Genomic DNA, 26,780 nt, shown 5'->3' with positions numbered 1-26,780 from the left:
CTACATAACAGCATACATGAATACAACTAAAACGATGGCAACCATACAGGATATTACACGACTGCTGGAAAACCTGGCCCCTCTTCGTTACCAGGAAAGTTATGATAACTCCGGCCTTCAGACAGGCATTGCTACTGACAAAGTAAAGGGGGTGCTGGTAACACTGGATTGTACAGAAGCGGTGTTAGACGAAGCAATAGAGAAGGGCTGCAATTTAGTTGTGGCTCATCATCCGGTTATATTTAAAGGCCTGAAATCTCTTACTGGCCGAAACTACGTGGAGCGTACTATCATTAAAGCTATTCAGCATAACATTGCAATATATGCCTGCCATACCAATCTTGACAATGTGTTGCATGGCGTAAATACAAAGATCGCAGACAAATTGCAGTTGCAGAACCAGCATATTTTGGTAAACAAGCCTGAAACGCTTATGCAACTGGTTACATTTGTGCCTGTACAGCATACAGAAGAGGTTCTGGCAGCTTTACATAAAGCCGGAGCGGGTAACATTGGCGAGTACAGCAACTGTAGCTTTCAGGTACAAGGCACAGGCAGGTTTAAACCTTCTGAAAGAGCAAACCCTACTATTGGCGAGGCAGGCAAACCGGAACAGGTAGATGAAAATCGTATTGAAGTTATCTTTCCTGCCTATCAGCAACATAAAATAGTGGCGGCTCTGCAAAAGGCTCATCCTTATGAAGAAGTTGCACATTATATTTATGCTCTGGAAAACAATAACCAGGAAATAGGTATAGGAATGGTTGGTAATTTAGACCAGGAACTAACAGAAGAAGGTTTTCTGAATTACTTAAAAGATAAGATGCAGCTACAGGGGCTTCGGTACACTTCTATAGATAATAAAAAAGTTAAGCGTGTGGCTGTGTGTGGAGGCTCAGGAAGTTTTTTGATCAAAGATGCCATTCGTGCAGGCGCTGATGCATTTGTAACTGGCGACGTAAAGTATCATGAGTTTTTTGATGCTGAAAGCAGGCTAATGATTGCAGATATTGGGCATTATGAAAGCGAGGTTTATACAAAGGAGATTTTTTATGACGCTATTTCAAAAAACTTTACTAATTTTGCAGTCTATTTATCGAATATTAATACAAACCCTGTCAGATACACCTATTAATACATGGAAAGTACGGTAGCCAGTAAACTGGAGGCTTTGCTAAAGCTTCAAAGCATTGATTCACAGCTTGACGAAATAAGACGCGTAAGAGGCGACTTGCCTGAAGAGGTTCAAGACCTAGAAGATGAAATCGAAGGCTATGAGGTGCGGGTTCGTAAGTTTGACGATGAAATCACGGCTCTGAATGATTCTATCGCACAGCGTAAACAAGCTATTAAGGACGCTGAAAGCCTAATTCGCAAATACGAAGATCAGCAGACAAACGTACGCAACAACCGTGAGTACGATGCCATCACAAAGGAAATAGAACTTCAGAAACTTGAAATTCAGATTGCTGAAAAGAAAATAAAGGAAGCACATTATCAGATTGAGCAGAAAGGCAAAGAGATAGAAGGCACTAAAAACCGTCTGGATGAGCGCCGTAAAGATCTTGATAATAAGAAGCAGGAACTTGATCAGATCGTTTCTGAAAGTGAAGAGGAAGAAAATAAGCTTGAAAAAGAACGTGATTTCGCTGCTTCTAACATAGAAGATCGTTTGTTTAGTGCCTACTCCCGTATCCGTAAGAATGTTCGCAATGGCCTAGCCGTAGTAACTGTTAAGCGTGATGCCTGTGGTGGCTGCTTCAATACTGTTCCTCCTCAGCGCCAGGCTGACATTGCAGCACAAAAGAAAATTATAGTTTGTGAGCACTGTGGCCGTATTCTAGCTGGTGTTGAACTGCGTGTTGCTTAATCCCCAGAAGTTTGATCATAATCAGAGTGTTTTTTCGCTCGCATAGCATATCAAAAAGGATGGTCTAATTAGCCATCCTTTTTTTATGTGAATCAAATTCTACATCAGCGTTCTTTCTTACATAATTAAAGAATTGGCTTGGCTGAAGTTATGCATTTTTCATAAAGAGATTAGTTAACTTTAGCCGCCTTACTTTCTTACTTCATATTACGGTCACATGACTGACAACATGTACTCTGTAGAGATTAAGGCACATGAACTGCCTGTACCACTTGATGAGTTCAGGCTGAAAGCACTGGCCTGGGCTGATCAATTTCCAAATGTAGCTTACTACAACCCAAACGATATCCCCTATCCACATAATGGCTTTCAGCACATGCTAGCAGTTTCTTCTGGCCCAGCGCTTACTTTTGAAGAGACATCTTCATTAGATGATTTGCGTAAACATTTAAAAGAAAATAAAAGCTTATTATGTGGTTATCTGGGCTATGATTTAAAAAACCAAATAGAAGCTCTATTTAGCCAGAACATAGATAAGTTAGGCTTCCCGTTACTTCACTTTTTTGAACCCATCTTAATCTTAAACTTTAATCATGAAGACATAAGAATAAGTAATTCAGAGGTAATATCGAAAAAGATCATAAGTGATATATTAGCCACCCCTACACCATTGCCAGCCTCACCTATAGGTTTAGAAATTAAACAGCGCGTTTCTCCCGATGATTACAAATTAAATGTAGAGCATATTAAGGAGCATGTTGTTGTGGGGAATGTGTACGAACTGAATTATTGTATTGAGTTCTATGCTGAAAAAGTTCATGTTCAACCACTGCCTTTATATCTAGCTCTTAACGCAGCCTCACCTACTCCTTTTTCAGGTTACCTTAAGTGCAGTGGTAAATATCTTTTGTGTGCTTCACCGGAAAGATTCCTTAAAAAAGAAAGAAGCAAGCTTATATCTCAGCCTATCAAAGGAACCATAAAACGAGGTGCAACAGCAGAAGAGGATCAGGAGCTTCAATATCAACTTCGAAATGATGAAAAAGAGCTGGCTGAAAATATGATGATAGTAGACCTGGTTAGAAATGACCTTCGACGCTCATGCGCTACCGGATCTGTACATGTAGAGGAAATGTTTGGCATTTATGGTTTTAAACAAGTTTCACAAATGATATCTACTATCATCGGTGAACTAAGGCCGGAGTGTGATATAACTGATGCTTTGCTAGGCACTTTTCCGATGGGAAGTATGACAGGTGCCCCTAAAATAAGTGCGATGCAACTGATCGAGGAACTGGAAGAAACAAGGAGAGGACTTTATTCGGGTGCTTTTGGTTATATAATGCCCAACCAGGACTTTGATTTTAATGTTGTTATCCGTAGCCTGCAATATAATGCCTCTACTGGATACCTTTCTTTTATGGTCGGAAGTGCCATTACGTACGACTCTGATCCTGAGAAAGAATACCAGGAGTGCCTGCTAAAAGCTCAGGCTATGATGCAGGTTCTTGGCTGAAGATAGGCTTTCAAAAAATATTTTAATGGAGCAAAAGGGAGTTAATAAAGTGCCAGTAATGTTATAGCACTTTAAATGTTCTTTTAAGGCTGAAAAGGATGTAAACCCTGTCTTTCCTAATTTTTCCTTTGTAATTTGTCTCTTGCCTGCCATTCTGTCACATCTTTTGATGAGATTGTAGTATATTTGCAGCTATAATAGTTTAAGTATGGATCCTATAGTAGATTTAGATTTTATTGACAACCGCACTCCTGAGCAAGCTTCTGCGTCTTGTGATACTAAAGTAACAGAAGAAACAAACACAGGTAAATCGAGAAAACTATATATAGAGAGCTATGGCTGCCAGATGAACTTCTCTGACAGTGAAATAGTTAGCTCCATTATGTTCGAGCAAGGCTTTGACACAACTTCTGATATTGAACAGGCAGATGTAGTATTTCTTAACACCTGCTCTATTCGCGAAAAAGCAGAACAAACTGTTCGAAATCGTCTTGGCCAAATAAACTACCACAAGAAAAAGAAACCGGAAATGGTGATAGGCGTGCTAGGCTGCATGGCCGAGCGTCTGAAAAAGTCTCTTCTAGATGAAGAAAAGATAGTTGATCTGGTAGTAGGTCCTGATGCTTATCGTGACCTACCTAACTTGATTAACGAGGTAGATGGTGGTCAGAAAGCTGTGAATGTTTTATTGTCGCGTGAGGAAACATATGCTGATATAAGTCCTGTGCGCCTGAACAGCAATGGTGTCAGTGCCTTTGTTTCTATTATGCGTGGTTGCGATAACATGTGCTCTTTCTGTGTCGTGCCGTTTACTCGTGGTCGGGAGCGCAGTCGCGATGCTCACTCTATTGTAAGGGAAGTGCAGGCGCTGGTAGCTCAGAATTATAAAGAGGTGACCTTGCTGGGCCAGAACGTGGACTCTTACAAATGGACTTCAGAAGATGGTACGGAGCAGGTTAACTTTGCGCAACTGCTGGAAATGGTGGCACTCATAAACCCAGGTTTGCGTGTTCGTTTCTCGACTTCGCATCCGAAAGATATTACGGATGAGGTCTTATACACTATGAAGAAGTATGACAACATCTGTAAATACATTCACCTGCCGGCTCAAAGTGGGAATTCCCGCGTGTTGGAGCTCATGAACCGTACCTATGATCGTGAGTGGTACATTAACCGGGTAGATGCCATTCGTAGAATTTTAGGGGATGAATGCGGTATTTCTTCTGATATGATTTCTGGTTTCTGCACCGAAACTGAAGAAGAGCACCAGGATACGCTGTCTCTGATGGACTATGTGCAGTACGATTACTCCTATATGTTCTTCTATTCAGAGCGCCCGGGTACTTTAGCAGCCCGCAAACTGGAAGATGATATTCCTCTGGAGGTGAAAAAGCGTCGTTTGGCAGAGATTATTGAAAAGCAAAGGGAAACGTCGCTGGCTCGAAATAAACGTGATATAGGCAGAGTACATAAGGTGTTAGTGGAGGGCTTCTCCAAGAAATCGAATGAGCAATTAAGTGGCCGTAACGACCAGAATAAAGTAGTTATTTTCGATAAAAAACATTATAAGAAAGGAGACTATGTGAACGTGTTTGTTCATGACTGCAGTGTAGGTACTCTTTTCGGCGAAGCAGTAGATTAATTTGTTCGTGGTTTGATTCGTTATTGTGCTAAAGCAATAAAAGAAGAAGTACAGCTTTAAACTAACACATTCAGCAGATTACCTCATTAGTAGCACATTTTAATTCATGCGAAACATAGATATCCAAAGTATAAAACAACGCTTCGGAATTATTGGAAACTCTCCACTGTTGAATTATGCCATTCAAGTGGCAGTTCAGGTGGCTCCTACCGATATGACGGTGCTTATTACTGGTGAAAGTGGTAGCGGGAAAGAGTCTTTCTCTAAAATAATACATCAACTGAGCCCTCGTAAGCACGGGCAGTTCATTGCCATAAACTGCGGCGCCATACCTGAGGGAACAATTGACTCTGAGCTTTTCGGACATGAAAAAGGATCATTTACGGGCGCAACTGAAACCCGTAAAGGTTATTTTGAAGTGACAGATGGAGGTACTATTTTCTTGGATGAAATCGGAGAAATGCCTCTGGGTACACAGGCTCGCCTGCTACGTGTGCTGGAGAATGGCGAGTTTATTAAAGTAGGCTCCTCAAAAGTTCAAAAGACAGATGTGCGGGTTGTAGCAGCAACAAATGTTAACTTGGTAAATGCTGTAGAAAAAGGACGGTTCCGCGAAGACCTGTATTATCGCCTTAATACTGTTCCTATTTCAGTGCCCCCTCTGCGTGAGCGGGATGATGATATCTACCTGCTTTTCCGAAAGTTTGCCAGTGATTTCTCTGAGAAATACAAAGTTAAACCGATCACGCTTACACCAGATGCAGTTCAGCAACTGTTGCGTTTCCGTTTTCCAGGTAATATCAGACAGTTAAAAAATATTGTGGAGCAAATATCCGTTCTGGAATATGATCGTGAGGTTGATGCTGAAAAGCTACGCCAGTACTTGCCACAGGAAGTACCAGGCAGCAATCTGCCAGCTTTGCTTGCCAAAGAAGCTAATTCTGATCAGACCTTTTCGGAACGTGACTTGCTGTACAAAGTGCTTTTTGACATGCGTCGTGACGTATCGGAGCTTAAACAACTTGTTTTTGACATGCTGACGCACCGGCCAAACGATGAGGATCTGTTAAAGGAACACAGCCACTTGTTCGAAAACATTGAACAGGCTAACGGGCACAGTTATCATCCACAGGAGCCGCAGGACAACTTCTACCTACCAATTAAACAGTCTCAGCCAGATGAATATGAAGACCAGCGAGTAGAAGATATTCCGCACGAAACAGAAGAAGAAAGTCTTTCTTTAGAAGATAAAGAAAAAGAATTAATATTAAAGGCTCTGAAAAAACACAACAATAAGCGCAAATATGCGGCACAAGACCTTGGAATTTCGGAGCGAACCCTTTACAGGAAGTTAAAACAATATGACATTGAAGAATAAAACCAGCTTTTTTGCCACAGCTCTTTCACTGTTGCTTGTCATTTGCAGCAGTTGTGGCATTTATTCCTTTTCAGGTACTACCATTTCTCCTGATATTAAATCTATGTCTATACAGACTATAGAGAACAGCACGGGTGAAGGCCCCTCTAACCTAACGGACATTGTAACAACCACATTTAAAAATTACTATAGACGTAACACAAACCTGACTGTTATACAAGCTGAGGGAGATTTGCAACTGGCAGGACAAATTGTTAGTTTTACTTATTCCCCTGCGGCAATTGAGCGTGAAGGGCAGCAAGACCAAGCCAGCCTGAACCGCCTTACATTAGGCATACAGGTCCGCTTTACGAATACTAAGGACCCTCAAAAAGACTTTGACAGGCTGTTTACCATATCTGAGAATTTTGAGGGAGATGTAGATATAACGCAGATTCCTGCGGCAAGTATTACCAGTATGACGGAACGTTTGGTAACAGATGTTTTTAATAAGACAGTAGCCGATTGGTAATTGGCTCAACAATTACACAACCTGCATGAATAAATCAGCTTTTCTAAAACTGATACAACAAGTATCAAATATTTCTGACCAGCAAACAGAAGAGCTGGAAAAAGTAGCCGCTACTTTCCCCTATTGCCAAACAGCGCACCTGTTGCTAGCAAAGTCTGCTTTTGATAAAGGAAGCATGCTGTCTACACAGCGTTTGCGTCGCGCCTCTTCTTATGCTACAGACCGCCAGTTTCTGAAGCGTATTATTTATACTTCTCCAACACCTGAACCTGTTTTTGTAGAAAGCGCTACTGAGGAGCAAACACTTGTTGCTGCCAAAGCTGAAACTCTTTCTGTAATTCAAGATCAAGCAGCATTTAATGTAGAAGAAGGAGAAGTTGTTGAATCAGGGCTTATCTACGACATAGAAGATGAAGTAACAGTTGAGAGCTTAGAAGACCAGCATCAGACTGAACAAGTTCCCTTTTTTGAATCTGTTGAAGAGGAAAGTTCTCTTTCAGATAATTTTAACCTGCCAGACTTGCCTGCTGAAGAAGAACCTGGTACAAATGACACATATCTGGATTCTGAGCTGGCTATGCTGCTTACAGTTAGCAGCCTTAGCCCCTCTTCCACCGATTTGCTGGCTGAAAAGCACAAGGAAGGTGCTGAAGATAAAACAGCAGCGTTTCAAGTTAATATTTCTCATCATTTCATAGAAACGGATGAAGCTTTATCCGCACTAGCCATAGAGGAAGAGAAAAGCTACATTCATGAGTTAATAGTAGCTCCACCCGAAGAATTATCTGCAGAGTATCCTTCGGTACTGGAACCTCAAGATACAAATACCGATAACAATCAAGAAGCTTTAGTAAAGGCAGACGAACCCAAAGATGCTGCTACTTCATTATCCTTATTATCAAATGATAATGAAGATATCTATGAGCGGGAAGAGACAGAATATAAGCCTGAGGATGCGGAGATAAATTATTCTTTAGATGAGATAGATCGCTTATACGCTGAAGATACCTTGGGATATTGGATGGGGTCAAGCCGTTTGGGCGAAGTAATCCAGCTAAAAGATGAATATACTCGGCCTCGTCCTCAGAGTTTCCACCCTGAACTGATACTGGAGTACAGCAAAACCCATGAACTGGAAAAAGCTGTTCAACCCACTGCAAATACCTTAAGCAAACAACTGGATATTATTGACCAGTTCCTGAAGCTGAACCCTCGCTTAAAAACAATGGCTAATGTGAAGCTAAAACCAGAGCCGCAGGAAGACCTATCCCTTAAAAGCTCTAAAATAAAAAAGGGCGTTGCATCAGAAAGCCTGGCTAATATATTTATTAACCAGGGAAAGGTGAAGAAAGCAATCAAAATATATGAACAACTACAGTTGAAATATCCGGAAAAAAAAGCTTACTTTGCCGAACAGATAGAAAAATTACAAAACGTAAATTAGTATGTACATCGCTCTTATCAGCATTATAATTTTCATTTGCGTACTGCTTATCTTAGTTGTACTAGCGCAAAACCCTAAAGGTGGTGGGTTGTCCAGCCAGTTTGGTGGTAGTACCAGCCAATTAATGGGTGTAAAACGCACAGGCGACCTGTTAGAGAAATTAACCTGGGGATTTGCTGTTGCCCTTGTTGCTTTAACACTAGGCACTCATATGTTAGGTGCTTCTTCATCAGCATCTGAAATAGGCAGAACCCTGAATGAAGAGCGTGCCCGTCAGTCGCAGCTTCCATCAGCTACTCCTAATTTACCAGGAGCGGTTGATACATCAGCAGCTATTCCTGATCCTGCTGACATTCCTGAAATGCTTGACACTGCTAATGCACAATAAATAGAAACATCTTCGTTGCATAAATAAAAGAGCCGGCTGCTTCAAGAAACAGCCGGCTCTTTTATTTAGAACTGACACACTCTGTCAGATGTTTTAGGTAAAAAGTTCCATTGTAGTGGCAGAAAATGACAGATTTGTCAGGTGTTTTAGCTAGAAAAGCTGAAAAAATGGCTTAACAAGGTAAAAAAGCAGGCTTGGCACAAGAAATGTTAATACTCTTTTGGTTTCAAAGTTAAAATTCAACCATAAAACCTAATAACATAATAAATAACTATGTCAATCAGCATTAAACCATTAGCAGACAGAGTAATTGTTGCTCCTGCTGCAGCAGAAGAAAAAACAAAATCTGGAATCATTATTCCTGACACTGCTAAAGAGAAACCACAGCGTGGTGAGGTAGTAGCCGTTGGCGAAGGAAAGGTGTCTGAGCAAGGTGCCATAATGAAACCTCAGGTTAAAGTAGGTGACCAAGTGTTGTATGGCAAATATGCAGGTACTGAAATCTCCGTAGATGGTGGTGACTACCTGATCATGCGGGAATCTGACATCCTGGCAATTCTTTAATTCTATTTTAAGTAAAATTTAATCAGAAAGAAATATAACTATGGCTAAGAACATCACATTTGATGCCGATGCACGCACCAAGATTAAATCTGGTGTCGATAAACTGGCTAATGCTGTAAAAGTTACTTTAGGTCCTAAAGGCCGTAACGTAATTATTGACAAAAAATTCGGTGCCCCTACCATCACGAAAGACGGTGTTTCAGTAGCGAAGGAAATCGAACTGAAAGACGCTATCGAAAACATGGGTGCTCAGTTGGTGAAAGAGGTTGCCTCAAAAACTGCTGACCAGGCTGGTGATGGTACTACAACAGCAACTGTTTTAGCTCAGGCTATATATAGTGCTGGTATTAAAAACGTAGCAGCAGGTGCTAACCCAATGGACCTGAAGCGTGGTATTGACAAAGCAGTTGATGCTGTTGTAGAAAACCTGCGCTCTCAGTCTAAGAAAATTGAAAACTCATCAGAAATTGCTCAGGTAGGTACTATCTCTGCTAACAATGACCCTGAAATCGGTAAAATGATTGCCGATGCAATGGACAAAGTTGGTAAAGACGGTGTAATTACTGTAGAAGAAGCTAAAGGTACTGAAACAGAAGTTAAAACTGTAGAAGGTATGCAGTTTGACCGTGGTTACCTGTCTCCTTACTTCGTGACAAACACGGAGAAAATGGAAGCTGACTTCGATAATCCTTACATCCTTATTTACGACAAGAAAGTTTCTACTATGAAAGAACTGCTTCCTGTATTGGAGCAAGTTGTTCAGACTGGTAAAGGACTTGTAATTATTGCTGAAGATGTAGATGGAGAAGCGCTTGCTACACTAGTAGTTAACAAGCTGCGTGGCTCTCTAAAAATTGCTGCTGTGAAAGCTCCTGGCTTCGGAGACAGAAGAAAAGCAATGCTGGAAGATATCGCTATCCTGACAGGTGGTACTGTAATCTCTGAAGAAAGAGGATATAAATTAGAGAATGCTACTCTTGACTATTTAGGACAGGCGGAGAAAGTTATCATCGACAAAGACAATACTACACTTGTAAACGGTGCAGGTACAAAAGATGATATCGTAGCGCGTGTTAATCAGATTAAAGCGCAGATGGAAGCTACTACATCTGACTATGATAAAGAAAAACTGCAAGAGCGTTTAGCGAAGCTTTCTGGCGGTGTAGCTATTCTTTACATTGGTGCTTCTACTGAAGTTGAGATGAAAGAGAAAAAAGATCGTGTAGATGATGCTTTACATGCTACTCGTGCTGCCGTTGAAGAAGGTATTGTTGCAGGTGGTGGTGTTGCCCTTATCCGTGCAATTGATGCCCTTGAAGACCTCGATGTTTACAATGCAGATGAAAAGACTGGGGTTCAGATCATCAAAACTGCCCTGGAGTCTCCGCTTAGAACAATCGTATCTAATGCAGGTGGCGAAGGTTCCGTTGTGGTTCAGGCTGTTCGTGAAGGAAAAGCTGATTATGGTTACAACGCACGTGATAACAAGTATGAGAACATGTTCCAGGCTGGAATTATTGATCCTACTAAGGTAACGCGTCTTGCTCTTGAGAACGCAGCTTCTATCTCTGGCCTTCTGTTAACTACTGAGTGTGTAGTTTCCGAAGACCCTGAAGAAGATAAAGGTGCTCCAGCTATGCCAGGTGGTATGGGTGGTATGGGCGGCATGATGTAATCATCTCCCATAGCTTTAATATAAAAAGCCCTGAGTCAGTAATGGCTTAGGGCTTTTTAATTGGTTTAGGTTATAAAAAGTGCTGCTATTTCTCTTTCAAACAATATTTGCTTTTATACTTTGTTTTATAGTACTTTAATTTTAATGTTAATTTCATGAGGTGCTGCCTCATCTCCACCAAAATAAGGGTATAACTGGTAGCCATTCCCTGCTCCTGAGCAGCCGCGAGGCAACGTAACCTGCTTCTCATCTAAAGTAAAGACATATAACCCATCTTTTAGCTCTAACTCATAAGTAGAGGCCCTGCCAAGCTCAACACTACCTATATAGGTTGATTGGCGGGTACCGTTTATATAAGAGTAAGCATGAATTTCCAAACGATTTTCTAACCAACGCCAGCCGAAACGGGCACTATTGGTCTGGTGTGGAGAGTTACAGTCCGATATACCATAAAGTTTATTGATGTCACCTTGGTTCTCAGTCGCTTGGGTTTTATAAACAGCAGTACTATCGAAGGTAGCTTCAAATCTAATAATAGAATTTGAATTACGCTTCAAAGGGTTACTGGTAGCATAGTGGCTGCCTTTCTTAATTGTATAAACAGTTGTAGCTGGTTCAGGTAAGCCCTCGTTAGATCCAGGAACTGTGATGAGATCACATGACGGGGAAACAATGCACACAGTAACCAATGCACAGGTAATAATACATTTTCTTAATTGGGTAAGCATAAGGCTAAAAGTTGTTTTCGTTTAAGATTTTTCCAGCTTATATTTCAGATATTATACTTATATCTTGTATTCTGGAAAGATAACAAACAGTAAAAAAATAATTGCAATATTCTTTAAAAGATGCAAAAACAAATATCTAGTATTACAAAAGCATCACTAGATTCGGTTTATTCAACTGTTTACCAATCAATGCCTATAGCCATTATGAATGGGTTTAGATGATATTTAAATTAAAAAGCCATGGTACCTATTAAGGTGCCATGGCTTTTTGAAATGATTAATAATATTTAGTTATATCTCCGCTTCTAGTAGCTGGCCTGTTTGAGCTTCTTCCTCGCCCTCATTTTTATCTTCCATGCCATGTGTAAGGTTATTTATTTTGCGGGTAAGCAGCATCAGTATAATACCCAATATAATTGTAAAGCCTGCTATAGCCATAAATATTTCCAGTTCGCCCAGACGCTGTGCCCAAATGCCAATTAAGGAGGCTAGCTTATTACCAAGGCCTGTTACAGCAAAATATAAGCCCATCATAGATGCAACGATGCGCTTTGGTGCTACTTTCGTAATAAAAGAAAGCGAGACAGGCGATAGAGCCAGTTCACCTAAGGTATGGAACATGTACGCAAAAACGAGCCAATGAAGAGAAGACAATCCATCAGGCGAACTGTTTCGTTGTAAGGAAGCAAACACCATAAAGATAAACCCAACACCCAGTATGGCAGTTCCTAAGCCCATTTTAAAGATTGATGGAGGATTTTTCCCGCGTTTTGCCAAAGCAATCCAAACTGAAGCTACAACGCCACCAAATGTCAGAATAAAGAAAGAGTTCAGTCCCTGAAGCCAGGCTGTAGGAACTTCCCAGCCAAATACAAAACGATCAGTATATTGTAAGGCATATAGGTTCATTAAACCACCAGCCTGCTCAAAAGAGGCCCAGAAAACAAGTACTATAATGAAAGAGATCAGGATAACGATAATCCTATCCCACTCCTGCCGGTTAAATCCAAGAAAGCCAGCAGAGGCAACTGCTTCATTTTTGGTAAATATTATGTCCTTTTTCTTATCACTTTTAACAAGATCACCTATACCTTTCAAGTACTTACGTCCCCAAATGAATACAACCTGTCCTAATATCATACCGAAACCAGCCAGGCTAAAACCATAATGCCAGCCATATACTTCCCCCACATATCCGACAATTAAGGATGCTAACAGGGCTCCCAGGTTAATGCCCATATAGAAAATGGTAAAACCTGAGTCGCGACGGCTGTCACCCTCTCTGTAAAGGCCACCAACCATCGTAGAGATGTTAGGTTTTAGCAAACCTGTACCAGCTACAATCAAACAAAGTGCGGTGTAAAAAGCCCACTCAGGAGGATAAGCCATCAACAAGTGTCCTGCAACTAGTGTAAAGCCACCTATGATTACTGCTTTCTTCTGCCCTAAAACTTTATCAGCAAGGATACCTCCAGGAATGGACATTAAATAGACAAACATGGTATAGGTGCCGTACAATTCCAGAGCTTCTTCATTGTTCCAGCCGTAGCCACCATTGGTTGTAGAAACAAGAAAAAGAACCAAAATGCCGCGCATGCCGTAATAGCTAAAGCGCTCCCACATTTCCGTAAAGAACAAAATCATCAACCCTTTAGGATGGCCAAACAGCGTACCCTGCGATTCTATAAAGCTAGGTGCCCTCCCTCCGGATATATTTTGTGAATTAGACATAGTAAATTTGAATGTAAACGATAAAACAGTTTTCGCAATAAAAACTAAAACTACAAACCTATTTCGCCTTTAGCAAATTTTTTGATACCCCTAAAGCGCTACCTCATTACTTAATTTTATTGCTTATCTTGATTTAAAGTAGCTTTTTAATCATCCTGCCTTTCTTTTTGATTCAAATTTTATACTTTAGCATTCCTTGGCATCGTATCTATTCTTACATGTTGAGTTTTCATGATAGTTAACTTTATATTAAATAAAAGAAAGTGCACCTGTTCTATACTCCCGACATTAAATCAGAGTTTTATACCTTAAAAGAGGAAGAGTCCAGGCATTGTGCCAAGGTGCTGCGGCTTAAACAAGGAGATACAGTTTACCTGGTAGACGGAGTCGGAGGCCTTTACACAGCAATCATTCAGGATGGTCATCATAAGAAGTGCCAGCTACAGGTAATAGACAAGCAACTGGAGTATGGAAAGGTACCTTATAGAGCTCATATTGCCGTAGCACCAACAAAGAACACAGACCGCATAGAGTGGTTTGTCGAGAAAGCAGTAGAAATAGGTGTCAATGAAATATCATTCTTGTTATGCGATCATTCTGAACGTCGTCAACTTAGGCTGGACAGGCTAGAAAAGATTGCAGTAAGTGCTATGAAGCAATCTCAAAAGGGTTATTTGCCTCTGCTACATGAGATGGTGCCTTTTCATAAATTTGTGCAGAAATGTATCTCAGAGCATACTTTTATTGCTCATTTAGAAGAAGATGCAACAAAAGGTATAAAGGACTACTATAAGTATGGACAGCCTCATTGCATCTTAGTTGGTCCGGAGGGAGATTTCTCTTCCAGCGAGATTAAGCTGGCGTATGATGCAGGAATAAGACCTGTTACTTTAGGGCAAAGCAGGTTAAGAACAGAAACAGCTGCCTTGGCAGCTTGCCACACATTACAGGTATTACATGATGTTTACGCTCCGCTATAGCAAAACCAGCTTATATGGAGTGTAAATATGATGAACCTTAATCAAATTAATTTGCACTCCTATGAAGAAATATATAGTTATTATTCTGCTCCTACTTACATGTAGTCCGCTCATTGCACAGCGCAATTACAGTTTCAGAATAGCAAGACTTAAATATAATGGTGGTGGTGACTGGTATGCCAATAAAACTTCGCTACCTAACCTTATACAGTTCTGCAATCAAAACTTAAACATGAATATAGCGCCTGAAGAAGCTGTCGTAGAGGTTGGCAGCCCTGAACTACTTAGCTATCCTTTTGTGCACATGACAGGACATGGTAACGTGGTTTTCTCAGATTCAGAAGCGAAAAACTTGAGAAGTTACCTTTTAAGCGGAGGGTTTCTTCATATCGATGACAATTATGGCTTAGACAAGTTTATCCGTAAAGAAATGAAAAAGGTGTTTCCAGAGTATGAGTTTGTAGAACTTCCTTTTGATCATCCTATATATAAACAAAAGTTTATGTTCACGAATGGCTTACCTAAAGTACATGAACATGATAATAAGCCGCCACAAGGTTTTGGAATTGTGCATGAGGGGCGTCTTGTATGCTTCTATACATATGAAACAGATTTAGGGAATGGCTGGGAAGATCAGGAAGTATACAATGATCCGGAAGACATAAGGCAGCAAGCACTGCAGATGGGAGCTAACATCCTTCTTTATGCTCTTATTTCCTATATCTAAATTGGATATCTCGTTAGATAAAAAAGTAACCGCAGAATACGCTAAAGTAAATATTCATAAAAATACCTCTTTTCAATGATATTGGAAAGAGGTATTTTTATGAATATAAGTTGTAATGTCAAAACATGAAAGCCTCGCTAGATGTTGTAACGTTTTTTAAATCTCTATTAATAACTTATATTGGAAAATATATAACTATTACTTTAGTATATGTTTTTAAACTTTCTGTATAAGAAAATTACTCCAGTACTACTTAGAAAACAGCTTGTTATCTACTTTGATAACACGTATAGGAAAAAGTTAAGAAATGATATCCTAAACTTTTATAAGGAAATTCCAGATAATGAAATAACAGATGATAAAAGAGAAGCATTGGATTTTCTACATAAGAACCCGTTACACATATTTCCCTGCAACTTTGTTGAAAACTACAACCTTTATTATATAAAAGTCTTTAATGACGCGGATATTGATTTACGGTATGTACTTTTTTACGGCAAAAGACTTTACCTTAAGCGCACCTGGAACAACAGAAAGATAAAGCGAAACTTCAACTACCTGCTCTTGGAGCAAGATAAAGCTTCTCCTCATAAGTATTTGACAGATCAGTTTAAAGTTGAAAAAGGTGAGGTAGTGGTAGACGCCGGAGCTGCTGAAGGGATTTTTTCTCTGTCAGTAATAGAGCAAGTTCGCAAAATTTATCTTTTTGAGACGGACGAAGAATGGATAGAAGCTTTGGAGGCTACGTTTGCTCCCTGGAAAGAGAAGGTTGAAATTATTAATAAATATGTTTCGAATAATAATGATCATCACAATCTGTCGCTGGACGCTTTCTTCAAAGATAAAGAAAGCGTAAACTTTATAAAGGCTGATGTGGAGGGTGCTGAAGCAGATTTACTCGAAGGAAGTAAAGAGTTACTGAGTAAAGACTCTAATTTAAAAGTAGCTATAACAACTTATCATAAGCAGAATGATGAAACCCATTTAGCAAAAGTGCTACATTCATCAGGATTTAAAACAGAAAATTCTACTGGATTTATGCTCTACATTTACGATAAAGATATCAAACCACCTTATTTCAGGAGAGGCTTAATCAGAGCTTACAAATAAAAATCAAAGTTGAAGTATTAGCTTAATGCTTTTTTATAACTTTCTATTTTACAAGAAACTAAGAAATGGAAACTAATGATACTTTCTGTTAAAAATTTCAGAAAGTACAACTGCCTCTCGTAAGCCTTTTGGGTTACGAAGCATTTCAGCATAGGAAAGGCTTCTGATGGTATGAGAGCCCTTTGTATAGGACTCAACATTGCTTTGCTCAAGCTTCTCCCTTTCTTTTACCCTGTTATATTTTTCCAGCGAAACTGGCTTACGTACAGGCAGCTGTTCATAAGAAAAAGGCTGCTTTTCCGGCTGTATAACTGGCTTAACCTTCTCTTTAATTGTTTCGGTTACCGTTTTTTTCTCCTCTTCTGCCCGATCCATTTTGGGCTGTAGTTCACGCATAATGTCTTCAAAAGAGGTCTTGGGTGCATTAGGCTTTTTAACCTGGGGCACAGGTTGACTTCTTTGCTGTTCAGCTTCAGACGGCACCTCTTGCTTGTCGTCTTTAAAAGCTTTGCGCCAGGTAGTAAACAGGAAATAAGCTACACCTAAAAGTATAGTTAAAATTAACTTTATGTCTTCCATAGGTCGAATATCTTATCAAATTTAAGAAAAAAGACCGAAACCATGGCAAGCAGCCTCCTAAAACCATTTCTCAGAAGTACTTCTTCCTGAGAATCTTATTGCTGCCCTGATGTGTTAGATGGCGTAATAGTACAGTGTTTATTTAAATTTAAAGCTGACAAGTTCACCTAAATTCTACATCATAAAAGAAAACCTCTTATTTTTGAGTTTAATTTATAGAGTTTCCGCTAACGCGAATGCAAGTATCAAAACTAGAAATTAGAGGGTTCAAAAGTTTTGGCGACCGTGTCGTCATTAATTTTGACGAAGGGATTACAGGCATTGTCGGGCCTAACGGCTGTGGCAAGTCTAATGTGGTAGATGCCATACGTTGGGTGCTGGGGGAGCAGAAAACACGTAACCTCCGCTCTGACAAAATGGAGAACGTTATTTTCAACGGTTCCAAAACCCGAAAGCCTGTACAAATGGCTGAGGTGTCCATCACCTTTGACAACAACAGAGGTGTACTTCCTACTGAATACTCACAAGTAACTGTTACCCGCAAGTATCACCGCAATGGCGATAGCGAATACATGCTTAATGGTGTTGCCTGTCGTCTGAAAGATATCAACGAACTTTTCCTGGACACAGGAATTGGGTCTGATAGCTATGCTATTATTGAACTGAAGATGGTAGACGAGATACTGAATGATAAGGAGAACTCTCGCCGATTGCTGTTCGAAGAAGCTGCCGGAATCTCAAAGTTCAGGGTACGAAAAAAGCAAACGCTGAAAAAGCTGGAAGAAACAGATGCTGACCTGGAGCGCCTGGAAGATGTGTTGTTCGAGATTGGAAAGAACATGAAAACACTGGAGCGGCAAGCAAAACAGGCAATTAAGTATTTCCAGTTAAAGGATGACTATAAAAAGCATAGCCTGGAATATGCACGCCGTAATATTACCCAATACCAGGAGACACTACAGCGCCTGGAGCAGGATGTTCAAAATGAGTCCCAGTTAAAAGAGGGATATATAATAACAGTAACAGAGGCTGAAGAGGCTATTGCAGATCAAAAAGCAGAGCTAAACCAGACACAGGAGCAGCTAGGCGAAATGCAGAAAACCATGCAGGTGCAAACGGCTAAGCTGCGCCAGCTGGAAAATGACATAAAACTGAAGGCTGAACGCAGCACCTTTCTTCAGGAGCGTATGCAGCAATTGCGCCAGCAGATAAGCCAGGATACGGCTAACCTTGACCACACACAGGAAAGCATAGTCGAACTGCGTGAAGAACTTGAAACAGTTCAGGGTAGTTTTGCTGAAGCTGAAGAGCAGGTTTGTTCTTTAAAAGAAGAGCTTCAGGAGGCAAACGAACAGAGAGACTCGTTGCAGGACAGTTTACAGGAGATTACTCAAAAGCAGAAAAATAAACTTAACGAAGTTTATCAGCTGAATAAGTCACTGGAGATTAGCGAGGTTCAAATACAAAACATAAACAAAGACTTGGTGCGCATGGAGCATCAGCAGCTTACTGCTGATGAAGATGCACGTATACTTGAAGAGCAGTTGCAGGAAGCACAACTGGAACTGGAGGACAAAACTGCCGAACTTGTTCGACTGCAAGCTAAGGAAGAAACATTATTACAAGATATAGAGAAAACCGAGGGTGACATGGAGGCGCTAAAAGAGCAACTGGTTGACCTTAACAGGGCTCTTGATGCTAAACAGAACCAGTATAACCTGACAAAGTCTCTGGTGGAGAACATGGAAGGTTTTCCAGAAGCAATTAAGTTCTTGTCTAAGTCTGAAAGCTGGGCAAAACCTGCTCCTCTCCTATCTGACATTTTAGTTAGCAAGCCTGATTATAAACCTCTTATTGAAAGTTACCTGGAGCCTTACATGAACTTCTTTGTGGTAGACACCCTGGAAGATGCTGTAGAGGCTATTGAATTACTTAAGAGCGAGAACAAAGGCCGGGCAAACTTTATTATCCTTTCGGAGATTGAAGAACTGGAGCCAACTGCTACATATAACGAAGGCAATCTGGAGGCAGCTTATGAGGTAGTTTCAGCGGATAAAAAATACAGCAGCCTGTTAAAGTACATGCTCAACAATGTGTACATCAGCGACAATGAAGAGGATGAGCTTTACTCCAGCGACTACCGCACCATCATTTTAAAGGATGGTTCTGCTATCAAAAAACCGCTGAGCCTTTCTGGCGGTTCTGTAGGCCTGTTTGATGGAAATCGCCTTGGTCGTAAGCAGAACCTGGAGCAGTTAGAGCAGGAAATCGAAGAGCTAACCGCTCAAGCCGATCTGCTTCAGAGCCGGATTAACACGCAGAACCAGATTTTACTTAATTATAAAGGCGAGTCTAAAAAAGAAGCCATCAAGGTACTGGAAAAGGAGGTTTCTAAACTACAGCAGGATTTACTAACTGTTCGTATCAAGCATGAGCAACATCAGCAAAACCGTAGAAACTATAACCAGAAGAAAGAAGAACTTGAGCAGCGCCTCGATGAGTTGCACAAACAAAGCCTGCAGGTATCTCCCCAGGCTGAGGCAGACCAGCAGGAGCTGAAGCGCCTGGAAGAAGAACTTGCCGTTTATACATCCCAAATAGAGCAACAGCAGGAGCAGATTGCAGTAATCTCAGGTATGTATAATCAGGAGAACATTCAGTTTCATCAACTAAAAAACCGCTACGCCAGTTTACAGCAGGAAATCAGTTACAAACAGAAAACCGTTGAAACAAACCAGGACCGCATTGAGGGACTGAAGCAGGAATTAGCAAAATCAGAGGAAGAAATTGCTGAAGCCACTGCTTTTATAGATGATAATGAGGCTGTAGTAGAGACCATGGTAGAGGCCCGCCGTGAGTTTGGGTATCAGTTAGAGGATATAGAGAAAAAGTACTTTAGCCTGCGCGGAGAATTAGACGAAAAAGACAAGGTAATTCGTGAGTTACAACGCAAGCGCCAGAATTCTGATGAGCTTCTTATGCGTATGCAGCAAACAATTAACGATACTAAAATTAAGCTGGTATCAGTACAGGAGCGTTTGGGAGCTGAGTTTAATATACAAATGGAAGACATGTCTCAGCCTATCCCTGAACTGGAGACAACCGAACTGTTTACTTTATCTGATGATGAACTGAAAACTCATATATCCTCGGTTAAGTCTAGCCTGGATAAAATGGGGCCAGTAAATGCCATGGCAGCTGAGGCCTATACAGAGATTGAGGAGCGGAACAAATTCATCACTGAACAACGAAATGACCTTATCAATGCCAAGAACACATTAATCAATACCATCAACGAGATTGATACAGTGGCAAAAGAAAAGTTCATGGAAGCCTTTAACCAGATTAAAGGAAACTTCATCCGGGTGTTCCGTAGCTTGTTTACAGATGAGGATAACTGTGACCTGGTTATTACAGATCCTACTAATCCTCTGGAAGCTAAAATAGAAATTATGGCGCAACCTAAAGGTAAACGCCCTCTGACCATTAATCAACTTTCAGGTGGTGAGAAAACCCTAACGGCTATTTCCCTGCTTTTCGCCATTTACCTACTGAAGCCGGCACCGTTCTGTATTTTTGATGAGGTAGATGCACCATTGGATGATGCAAATATTGATAAGTTCAATAACATTATCCGCACCTTCTCTAATGACTCCCAGTTTATTGTGGTAACGCACAACAAACGAACTATGGCATCAACTGATGTGATGTATGGCATAACGATGATTGAAGCGGGTATTTCGCGTGTAATTCCCGTTGATTTACGACAAATAGCTTAGCGTGGCATAAAGTAAAGGTTTGATTGAAACCTCAAAAAAAGCGGCTGCACTTTAAAATGCAGCCGCTTTTTATATTAAGACGTGATGGCAGAGGTATTGATTTAGTACTTCAATTAAAGTACACCCTGCTCAGGATACTTTCCTTTTTTGGTACGGTAAAACGCCATTATTTTTTCCATATCTGCCTCTATGTCACCTGATGGCATGATAGAAGGCCCTACACCTGCCTCTTTTCTAGAATAATCCAGATAGCCCAGAACTATTGGTACGCCTGCACCTAAGGCGACATGATAGAAGCCTTTACGCCAACGAGGCTGATATTTACGGGTGCCTTCTGGTGTTACCATGACACACATATCTCCTGGTGTCTCTTTAAAGATGCGTACCATAGCATCAACCATGCGAGTATTTTTAGATCTGTCAACAGGTAATGCCCCCATAGACTTTAGTAAGCCTCCAACAGGAAAACGCATGAACTCTTTCTTGATAGTAACCTTAATGGGAGCATCCATTAGAAAGAAGGCAGCACGGGCATATATAAAGTCCCAGTTGCTTGTATGTGGCGCAGCTATCATGACACATCTGCGCTGATCAGGTGCCAGGTTTCCTACTAGTTTCCAACCTGATACTTTAAAAATAATTTTTGCTAAAAGTTTACCAAACATGTATGATTACAATAGTGTAAATCAAAACTAATCAGTTTTTCTTTTTGTACAGTACAGATGAACAAAATAAATGTTTGCGAGAGGATCAAAAGGAATAGTTACACCATTCCTCATAAAGAACAGTAAGCTCAGATAGCTGAAACAATAGAAACAAATGTTTTAGCTATTATATATTATAAGCCTCTCTTGATGATGTGTGACCTTTGACGCAGCAGAAATGCCTGTACGCCTATACCTATCATGGGGCCGTAACTAACACGGCGTTGGCTATGATATACGTCTCTTTGGTACCGAAAAGATAAAATTGGCTCCACCGCTAGTTGCTGGTTTATGAAATAAGAATAGCCAACTCCCAAGTTAGAAGCTACTATGTTATTATTTGGACCACTTGAGAAGTCGTGGAGGCCTACACCTACCATAAACTCTCCAAAGAATGCACCTGCTAGATAATAACGTGTAAAAGGTCCAAAGATTAGAGATGTTTCTCTTAACGGATGTCTAACGGCAGCTGTAGTAATGTTCTGGCTCTCGTGGTGCAGTGAAATATCAAGTCCGATTGCCCAGTCATGCCTGATAAAGTAGCCGTTTTTAGCTCTGATTTCTAGCCAGATTTTATTTGCTTCGTAAGAACTACCGTACAGGTCGTCCTTTACTTTATTGTAATAGCCGGCAGCGTTACCACCAATCATTATGGACCCTTGTTTAACTTTTCCTCTGATAAGAAAACTCTCATTTTCCTGGGCTAAAGTCAGAACAGGAGAAAACAGTAAAAACAGTAAAAGATATTTATACATACAACTTGATTGATCAAAACAATAATATGCCTTTCTACAATGGTTGATATATATAAACGATCCTGGGAAAGATGAGTTATTGTGATTTTTTAATTAACTGCCGTATATGTTTTTCCATGTTCAGGGTATACCGATAGCCTATTTCAAAAATTTCATCTGCTTTTCTGAAATTAGTTAAGCGATAATACTTCAGCTCCTGAGGCTCTATAAGTAAATCACAAAGGTGCATTCTAAGCTTTACATTGTTATTGATTGCAAGCAACACGGAGCGTTCAATCATACCACGCATAGAGGTTATATGCGCATTATGGTTAATGGGGTTAACATGAACACCTATTTTAATGTCGCAGTTGCTGTAAAGAGGGTCTAAAGGCAGGTTATTGAGCAAACCTCCATCGTTCAGAAGCTTTCCCTCAAACGATACGGGTTTATACAATATCGGCACAGCAGAAGTAGCAAGAAGAGGCTTTATGAGCTCACCTGAAGAATAGTAGACAGTTATGCCTTCATTCATGTCGGTGGCACTTACAATAACCGGGATGTTAAGGTCTTCAAACTTTATGCCTGCCCCAAGGTGCTTGATATAAAGTTTCTCTACCTCTTCGAGGTGCATGAGACCAATTTTAAAGGCTGGTCTCATAATGTTGTAGACACTAAGCTCCTTTATCAGTTTCAGAATTTCGTCAGGCTTAAAACCTGCGGCATACATAACACCTGCTATCGCTCCTGAACTAACACCGGAAATAACACTGAGTTTAATACCTAGTTCATCTAAAGCCTTTAGTACCCCTAAATGTGCGATACCTCTGGCTCCTCCCCCTGAAAGTGCTAAACCTATCTGCTGCATGCTATAGGTCGTTCAGCGTAAAAGTTTCTGCTAAGCGTACGCCTTTTTCTGTATGCTTTACCGTACAGCACTCGTTTACAGCATCATGCTCCAGGAACAGCACATAGTCTTCATCAGCAGCTTTTGTAAGGAAGGCTGCCTTCTCTTGAAGGGTTAAGAGAGGCCTCGTGTCATACCCCATGACATAAGGTAAAGGTAGATGCCCTACAGACGGAAGCAGATCTGCTACATAAACTATCCTGCGGCCTTTATAAGAAATAATTGGCAGCATCTGTTTATCTGTGTGCCCGTCAGCATAAATAATATCAAACTGTGGAAATGGAGAAGTTGCCTCAACATCTACAAACTTTAGATGCCCACTCTCCTGCATAGGTAAAATATTTTCTTTCAGAAAAGATGCTTTTTCACGTGCGTTTGGTTCTGTAGCCCATTTCCAATGATCACCATTAGACCAGTAAGTAGCATTCGGAAAAACCAGTTCCAATGCTCTATCACTATTTTTATACTTTACACCACCCCCACAATGGTCGAAGTGAAGGTGTGTGAGGAAAACATCCGTAATATCGGCAAAAGAAAACCCTGCCTGCGTTAGTGATTTTTCAAGTGTATCATCACCATGTAAGTAGTAATGGCTGAAAAACTTTGCATCCTGCTTATCACCTATACCATTATCAATTAAAATGAGCCTGTTACCATCCTCAATAAGCAGGCAGCGCATTGCCCACGTACACAGGTTATTTTCATCAGCAGGATTTGTGCGTTGCCAAAGGGTTTTAGGCACCACCCCAAACATAGCCCCTCCATCTAGTTTAAAAAGACCTGTGTTGATTACGTGTAACTTCATCGCAGAATTAAAGAGTTAAGTTGTAAGATAGGCTTACTTAAATTATAGAGCTATAGTTACTGAAAACATAGCTCTATAATTTAAGTAAGCTTAGCCTTCTACTACTACTCCCATCGAAGAGAACTTCTCAATACGCTGAATAATACGCTCTTCTGTATCTAAGGCATCAACTTCGTTCAATAGTTTTACAATCTCTTTTTTAAGAGTTCGCATCATTTTCTCAGGTTCCGTATGCGCTCCGCCTAAAGGTTCTTTAATTATGCCATCAATTAACTTGTTTTGAAGCATATCCTGAGCAGTAAGTTTAAGCGCTTCGGCAGCCTGCTCTTTATAGTTCCAGCTTCTCCATAAAATGGAAGAGCAGGATTCCGGCGAGATAACGGAATACCAGGTATTCTCCAGCATCATTACACGATCACCTATAGCAATACCTAAAGCACCACCGGAAGCTCCCTCTCCTATAATGATACAGATGACAGGTACTTTTAGCATGAACATTTCTTTCAGGTTGCGGGCAATTGCCTCGCCCTGGCCACGCTCTTCTGCCTCCAAGCCAGGGAAAGCACCTGGGGTGTCTATAAAAGTAACAATAGGTTTACCAAACTTCTCCGCAAGTTTCATCAGGCGGAGTGCTTTGCGATACCCTTCGGGGTTTGCCATACCAAAATTGCGCAACTGGCGCTGTTTGGTATTACGTCCCTTCTGCTGCCCAATAAACATAACGCTACGGCCATCTAACTCCCCAAAACCACCTACCATTGCTTTGTCATCGGCTACAGTTCGGTCTCCGTGCAGCTCAACAAACTTATCGGCTATACCTTCTATATAGTCTAACGTGTAGGGCCTGTCGGGGTGCCGGGAAAGCTGAACACGCTGCCAACGGGTTAGGTTAGCATATGTTTCTTTCTTTAGGTCTCTGATTTTTACCTCCAGAGCTTTTACTGCCTCTGACACATCTACCTGGCTTTCGCTTGCCAGTTTTTTCATTTCCTGCAGTTTGCCCTCCAGGGCAGCGATTGGCTGTTCGAAATCTAAAAGCATAGTATATTCGCTGATTACAGCTACAAATTTAACAGTTTACTTATATGCTGGTAACAAAGAGCGACTTTTATAATTAATTAAAAAAATAATATATTTGATAATGAGTTGTTTGCGTTTTTTATTCTAAAATTTAAGCTGTAATTTGTCGTTACCTCTTGCACATTAAAAATCTAGCACATACCTTTGCATCACTTTAACGAACAGCGTTAGAGAAAACAACAAGAAGGTCTGGTAGTTCAGTTGGTTAGAATGCCGCCCTGTCACGGCGGAGGTCGCGGGTTCGAGTCCCGTCCAGACCGCAAGAAATTGCGGTAAATTTTCAAGAGCAAAAGGTTCTTTTCAAAAAGTATTGGTCTGGTAGTTCAGTTGGTTAGAATGCCGCCCTGTCACGGCGGAGGTCGCGGGTTCGAGTCCCGTCCAGACCGCAAGAAATTGCGGTAAATTTTCAAGAGCAAAAGGTTCTTTTCAAAAAGTATTGGTCTGGTAGTTCAGTTGGTTAGAATGCCGCCCTGTCACGGCGGAGGTCGCGGGTTCGAGTCCCGTCCAGACCGCAAGAAATTGCGGTAAATTTTCAAGAGCAAAAGGTTCTTTTCAAAAAGTATTGGTCTGGTAGTTCAGTTGGTTAGAATGCCGCCCTGTCACGGCGGAGGTCGCGGGTTCGAGTCCCGTCCAGACCGCATAAAAGGCTTGCAAATTTTTTTGCAAGCCTTTTTGCTTTTATGGCTGTTTCCATCTCAGAAATTGGCCTTTTTCTTTTTTGTTTCTATTCTGTTTCATAATTGATGGAACAGTTGCATCTATATAAAATAACCTGCCCTGAGTAAAGGCAGGTTATTTTGTTTTTTAATAGTTTGGGTCATTGTTTACGTAACCACCCCGATCTGAACCTGTAGAAAAGCTGTTATGGTAATTAGTACCAGTAACGCCCATAGAGCCAGAACCACCAAAGTTACCGGATGAATTGCTGTAAGTAGTATTAGTACCTCTGCTGCCTCCTGCATACCCAGAGCCACCGCCATAATTTTTACCGCCATAAGAACTTCCCATACCGGCACCATAACCTTCGTCAAAGTTTCGCATACTGTAGTTAGGGACTCCTCTGTTGGAGTGTACACCAGAATTACCAAAACCACCCCTATCACTCATAGAGCCAAAATCAGAGAATCTTCTTTTGGACATTTCTTCGCCATAGTTAAAGTTATCATCTGGATTTCTGTAGCGGGTGCTTCTGTTTTCACGCCCCTGGTCAGATAAATAACCTTGTTCCTGCTGCACATTTCTTTCTCGCTGAGGGTTGTTTAAGGTGTTGAAGCGGTCTGAAGTGCCTGCGAAGCTGGAAATACCATAGCCCTGTCTAACATTACCGAGGTTGCCACTGTTGCCCCTGGTGTTATCATAATAATTTCGCTCCATTTCATAGTCACGGCTGCGATAATAACTGTTATTGGAACGGTTAGAACGATTATTATCGTTAAAGCTACGACTGTTAAAATCTCTATCTCTTTGATTGTCGTTATAATGATCGTGCTCAAAACGGTTCCGATACTCTTGCTCGAACTGGTGTCTTAAGTCACGTCCATGTGATCTGTCGTTATAATCAAAATTACGTCTGTTGTCACTGCTGTAACCGTTTTGGTAGTAGCGGTCTTTCTCGTTTCTTTCCATAGTAGAATGTTTATGGTTATTAATTAGTATTATAAATTTTAACGTAGATAAAGCGCTTCCGTTTAGAACAGTTGTATTAGGATTACCTACTTTAACGACAGTAAATAATCCTTCTTAAGCAAACACGTAAATCAATAGCCGTTTTGTCTGCAACCTATTCCTTTCGTATCTCAAGGCAAGTATTGTAAAGGCCTATTGATTCCTGAAAAGCCTAAAAGAGAGATAAGCCTTCATTCCTTTTATAAATGGAATCCATTACTAAGTCTATTGCAAAATTTCCGGTAAAAGTGTTAAGCTTGCAG

23 protein-coding genes and 4 tRNA genes are annotated in these 26,780 nt (G+C 40.7%); 18 read left to right on the top strand and 9 right to left on the bottom strand.

The window, feature by feature from the left end:
* Positions 1-16: 16 nt before the first annotated feature.
* The 10 genes from LN995_RS17595 to groL all read left to right on the top strand — a co-directional run bounded on the left by LN995_RS17595 (position 17) and on the right by groL (position 10,988).
* Positions 17-1,135: a Nif3-like dinuclear metal center hexameric protein gene (locus tag LN995_RS17595; RefSeq protein ID WP_229962398.1), complete on the top strand. Its 1,119-nt coding sequence runs from the start codon at positions 17-19 to the stop codon at positions 1,133-1,135.
* Positions 1,136-1,138: 3 nt separating this feature from the next.
* Positions 1,139-1,870 (top strand): zinc ribbon domain-containing protein, encoded by a 732-nt coding sequence (locus LN995_RS17590; protein ID WP_229962397.1) that lies wholly within the window; start codon positions 1,139-1,141, stop codon positions 1,868-1,870.
* 217 nt (positions 1,871-2,087) lie between these two features.
* Positions 2,088-3,386 carry an anthranilate synthase component I family protein gene (locus tag LN995_RS17585; protein ID WP_229962396.1) on the top strand — a complete coding sequence of 433 codons (1,299 nt, stop codon included), beginning with the start codon at positions 2,088-2,090 and terminating at the stop codon, positions 3,384-3,386.
* 208 nt (positions 3,387-3,594) lie between these two features.
* A complete protein-coding gene (gene miaB / locus LN995_RS17580; RefSeq protein ID WP_229962395.1) occupies positions 3,595-5,028 on the top strand; it encodes a tRNA (N6-isopentenyl adenosine(37)-C2)-methylthiotransferase MiaB in 1,434 nt (477 codons plus the stop codon).
* Between the two features lie 106 nt (positions 5,029-5,134).
* Positions 5,135-6,406 carry a sigma-54 interaction domain-containing protein gene (locus tag LN995_RS17575; RefSeq protein WP_229962394.1) on the top strand — a complete coding sequence of 424 codons (1,272 nt, stop codon included), beginning with the start codon at positions 5,135-5,137 and terminating at the stop codon, positions 6,404-6,406.
* Positions 6,390-6,917, top strand: a complete 528-nt coding sequence (gene lptE / locus LN995_RS17570; RefSeq protein WP_229962393.1) for an LPS assembly lipoprotein LptE — start codon at positions 6,390-6,392, stop codon at positions 6,915-6,917. The genes LN995_RS17575 and lptE overlap by 17 nt, the downstream gene beginning before the upstream one ends.
* Before the next feature lie 25 nt (positions 6,918-6,942).
* Complete coding sequence (locus tag LN995_RS17565; RefSeq protein ID WP_229962392.1) at positions 6,943-8,361, top strand: hypothetical protein; 1,419 nt, start codon at positions 6,943-6,945, stop codon at positions 8,359-8,361.
* Between the two features lies 1 nt (position 8,362).
* On the top strand, positions 8,363-8,749 hold the full coding sequence (gene secG / locus LN995_RS17560; protein WP_229962391.1) for a preprotein translocase subunit SecG: 387 nt from the start codon (positions 8,363-8,365) through the stop codon (positions 8,747-8,749).
* A gap of 273 nt (positions 8,750-9,022) precedes the next feature.
* Positions 9,023-9,313 carry a co-chaperone GroES gene (groES, locus tag LN995_RS17555; protein ID WP_229962390.1) on the top strand — a complete coding sequence of 97 codons (291 nt, stop codon included), beginning with the start codon at positions 9,023-9,025 and terminating at the stop codon, positions 9,311-9,313.
* Positions 9,314-9,353: 40 nt separating this feature from the next.
* Positions 9,354-10,988 carry a chaperonin GroEL gene (gene groL, locus LN995_RS17550; RefSeq protein WP_229962389.1) on the top strand — a complete coding sequence of 545 codons (1,635 nt, stop codon included), beginning with the start codon at positions 9,354-9,356 and terminating at the stop codon, positions 10,986-10,988.
* A gap of 125 nt (positions 10,989-11,113) precedes the next feature.
* Here the strand turns inward: groL and LN995_RS17545 are convergent, their stop codons facing one another.
* Positions 11,114-11,716, bottom strand: a complete 603-nt coding sequence (locus tag LN995_RS17545) for a hypothetical protein (protein WP_229962388.1) — start codon at positions 11,714-11,716, stop codon at positions 11,114-11,116.
* Positions 11,717-12,007: 291 nt separating this feature from the next.
* A complete protein-coding gene (locus tag LN995_RS17540) occupies positions 12,008-13,447 on the bottom strand; it encodes a peptide MFS transporter (protein WP_229962387.1) in 1,440 nt (479 codons plus the stop codon).
* A 263-nt stretch (positions 13,448-13,710) separates the two neighbouring features.
* Here LN995_RS17540 and LN995_RS17535 point away from each other — a divergent pair, with 263 nt between their 5' ends.
* The 3 genes from LN995_RS17535 to LN995_RS17525 all read left to right on the top strand — a co-directional run bounded on the left by LN995_RS17535 (position 13,711) and on the right by LN995_RS17525 (position 16,264).
* Positions 13,711-14,427, top strand: coding sequence for a 16S rRNA (uracil(1498)-N(3))-methyltransferase (locus LN995_RS17535; protein ID WP_229962386.1), 717 nt, complete (start codon positions 13,711-13,713; stop codon positions 14,425-14,427).
* Positions 14,428-14,488: 61 nt separating this feature from the next.
* Positions 14,489-15,154 carry a DUF4159 domain-containing protein gene (locus LN995_RS17530; protein ID WP_229962385.1) on the top strand — a complete coding sequence of 222 codons (666 nt, stop codon included), beginning with the start codon at positions 14,489-14,491 and terminating at the stop codon, positions 15,152-15,154.
* A 564-nt stretch (positions 15,155-15,718) separates the two neighbouring features.
* Complete coding sequence (locus tag LN995_RS17525) at positions 15,719-16,264, top strand: FkbM family methyltransferase (protein ID WP_229962384.1); 546 nt, start codon at positions 15,719-15,721, stop codon at positions 16,262-16,264.
* Positions 16,265-16,336: 72 nt separating this feature from the next.
* Here the strand turns inward: LN995_RS17525 and LN995_RS17520 are convergent, their stop codons facing one another.
* On the bottom strand, positions 16,337-16,843 hold the full coding sequence (locus LN995_RS17520) for a hypothetical protein (protein ID WP_229962383.1): 507 nt from the start codon (positions 16,841-16,843) through the stop codon (positions 16,337-16,339).
* Between the two features lie 236 nt (positions 16,844-17,079).
* Between LN995_RS17520 and smc the strand changes: the two genes are divergently transcribed.
* Positions 17,080-20,622 carry a chromosome segregation protein SMC gene (gene smc, locus LN995_RS17515; protein WP_229962382.1) on the top strand — a complete coding sequence of 1,181 codons (3,543 nt, stop codon included), beginning with the start codon at positions 17,080-17,082 and terminating at the stop codon, positions 20,620-20,622.
* Between the two features lie 113 nt (positions 20,623-20,735).
* Here the strand turns inward: smc and LN995_RS17510 are convergent, their stop codons facing one another.
* From LN995_RS17510 to LN995_RS17490, 5 genes are all read right to left on the bottom strand, one after another.
* A complete protein-coding gene (locus LN995_RS17510; RefSeq protein WP_229962381.1) occupies positions 20,736-21,287 on the bottom strand; it encodes a 1-acyl-sn-glycerol-3-phosphate acyltransferase in 552 nt (183 codons plus the stop codon).
* 173 nt (positions 21,288-21,460) lie between these two features.
* Positions 21,461-22,081, bottom strand: coding sequence for a hypothetical protein (locus LN995_RS17505; RefSeq protein WP_229962380.1), 621 nt, complete (start codon positions 22,079-22,081; stop codon positions 21,461-21,463).
* A 76-nt stretch (positions 22,082-22,157) separates the two neighbouring features.
* Positions 22,158-22,928 carry a patatin-like phospholipase family protein gene (locus LN995_RS17500; protein WP_229962379.1) on the bottom strand — a complete coding sequence of 257 codons (771 nt, stop codon included), beginning with the start codon at positions 22,926-22,928 and terminating at the stop codon, positions 22,158-22,160.
* A gap of 1 nt (position 22,929) precedes the next feature.
* The gene (locus LN995_RS17495; RefSeq protein ID WP_229962378.1) at positions 22,930-23,772 is read right to left on the bottom strand and encodes an MBL fold metallo-hydrolase; all 843 of its coding nucleotides are present in this window, start codon (positions 23,770-23,772) and stop codon (positions 22,930-22,932) included.
* A 90-nt stretch (positions 23,773-23,862) separates the two neighbouring features.
* Positions 23,863-24,813, bottom strand: a complete 951-nt coding sequence (locus LN995_RS17490; RefSeq protein ID WP_229962377.1) for an acetyl-CoA carboxylase carboxyltransferase subunit alpha — start codon at positions 24,811-24,813, stop codon at positions 23,863-23,865.
* A gap of 225 nt (positions 24,814-25,038) precedes the next feature.
* Here LN995_RS17490 and LN995_RS17485 point away from each other — a divergent pair.
* The 4 genes from LN995_RS17485 to LN995_RS17470 all read left to right on the top strand — a co-directional run bounded on the left by LN995_RS17485 (position 25,039) and on the right by LN995_RS17470 (position 25,490).
* Positions 25,039-25,112: transfer RNA gene (locus tag LN995_RS17485), tRNA-Asp, on the top strand.
* Positions 25,113-25,164: 52 nt separating this feature from the next.
* Positions 25,165-25,238: transfer RNA gene (locus LN995_RS17480), tRNA-Asp, on the top strand.
* A gap of 52 nt (positions 25,239-25,290) precedes the next feature.
* Positions 25,291-25,364: transfer RNA gene (locus tag LN995_RS17475), tRNA-Asp, on the top strand.
* Between the two features lie 52 nt (positions 25,365-25,416).
* Positions 25,417-25,490, top strand: a tRNA-Asp gene (locus LN995_RS17470).
* 166 nt (positions 25,491-25,656) lie between these two features.
* Here LN995_RS17470 and LN995_RS17465 read toward each other — a convergent pair.
* Positions 25,657-26,478: a hypothetical protein gene (locus LN995_RS17465; protein ID WP_229962376.1), complete on the bottom strand. Its 822-nt coding sequence runs from the start codon at positions 26,476-26,478 to the stop codon at positions 25,657-25,659.
* Positions 26,479-26,780 lie beyond the last annotated feature (302 nt).

The organism is Pontibacter silvestris (assembly GCF_020907275.1).
Lineage (GTDB): Bacteria > Bacteroidota > Bacteroidia > Cytophagales > Hymenobacteraceae > Pontibacter > Pontibacter silvestris.
Note: the sequence above shows the minus strand (reverse complement) of the source record. Positions and strands in the feature narration are given on the sequence as shown.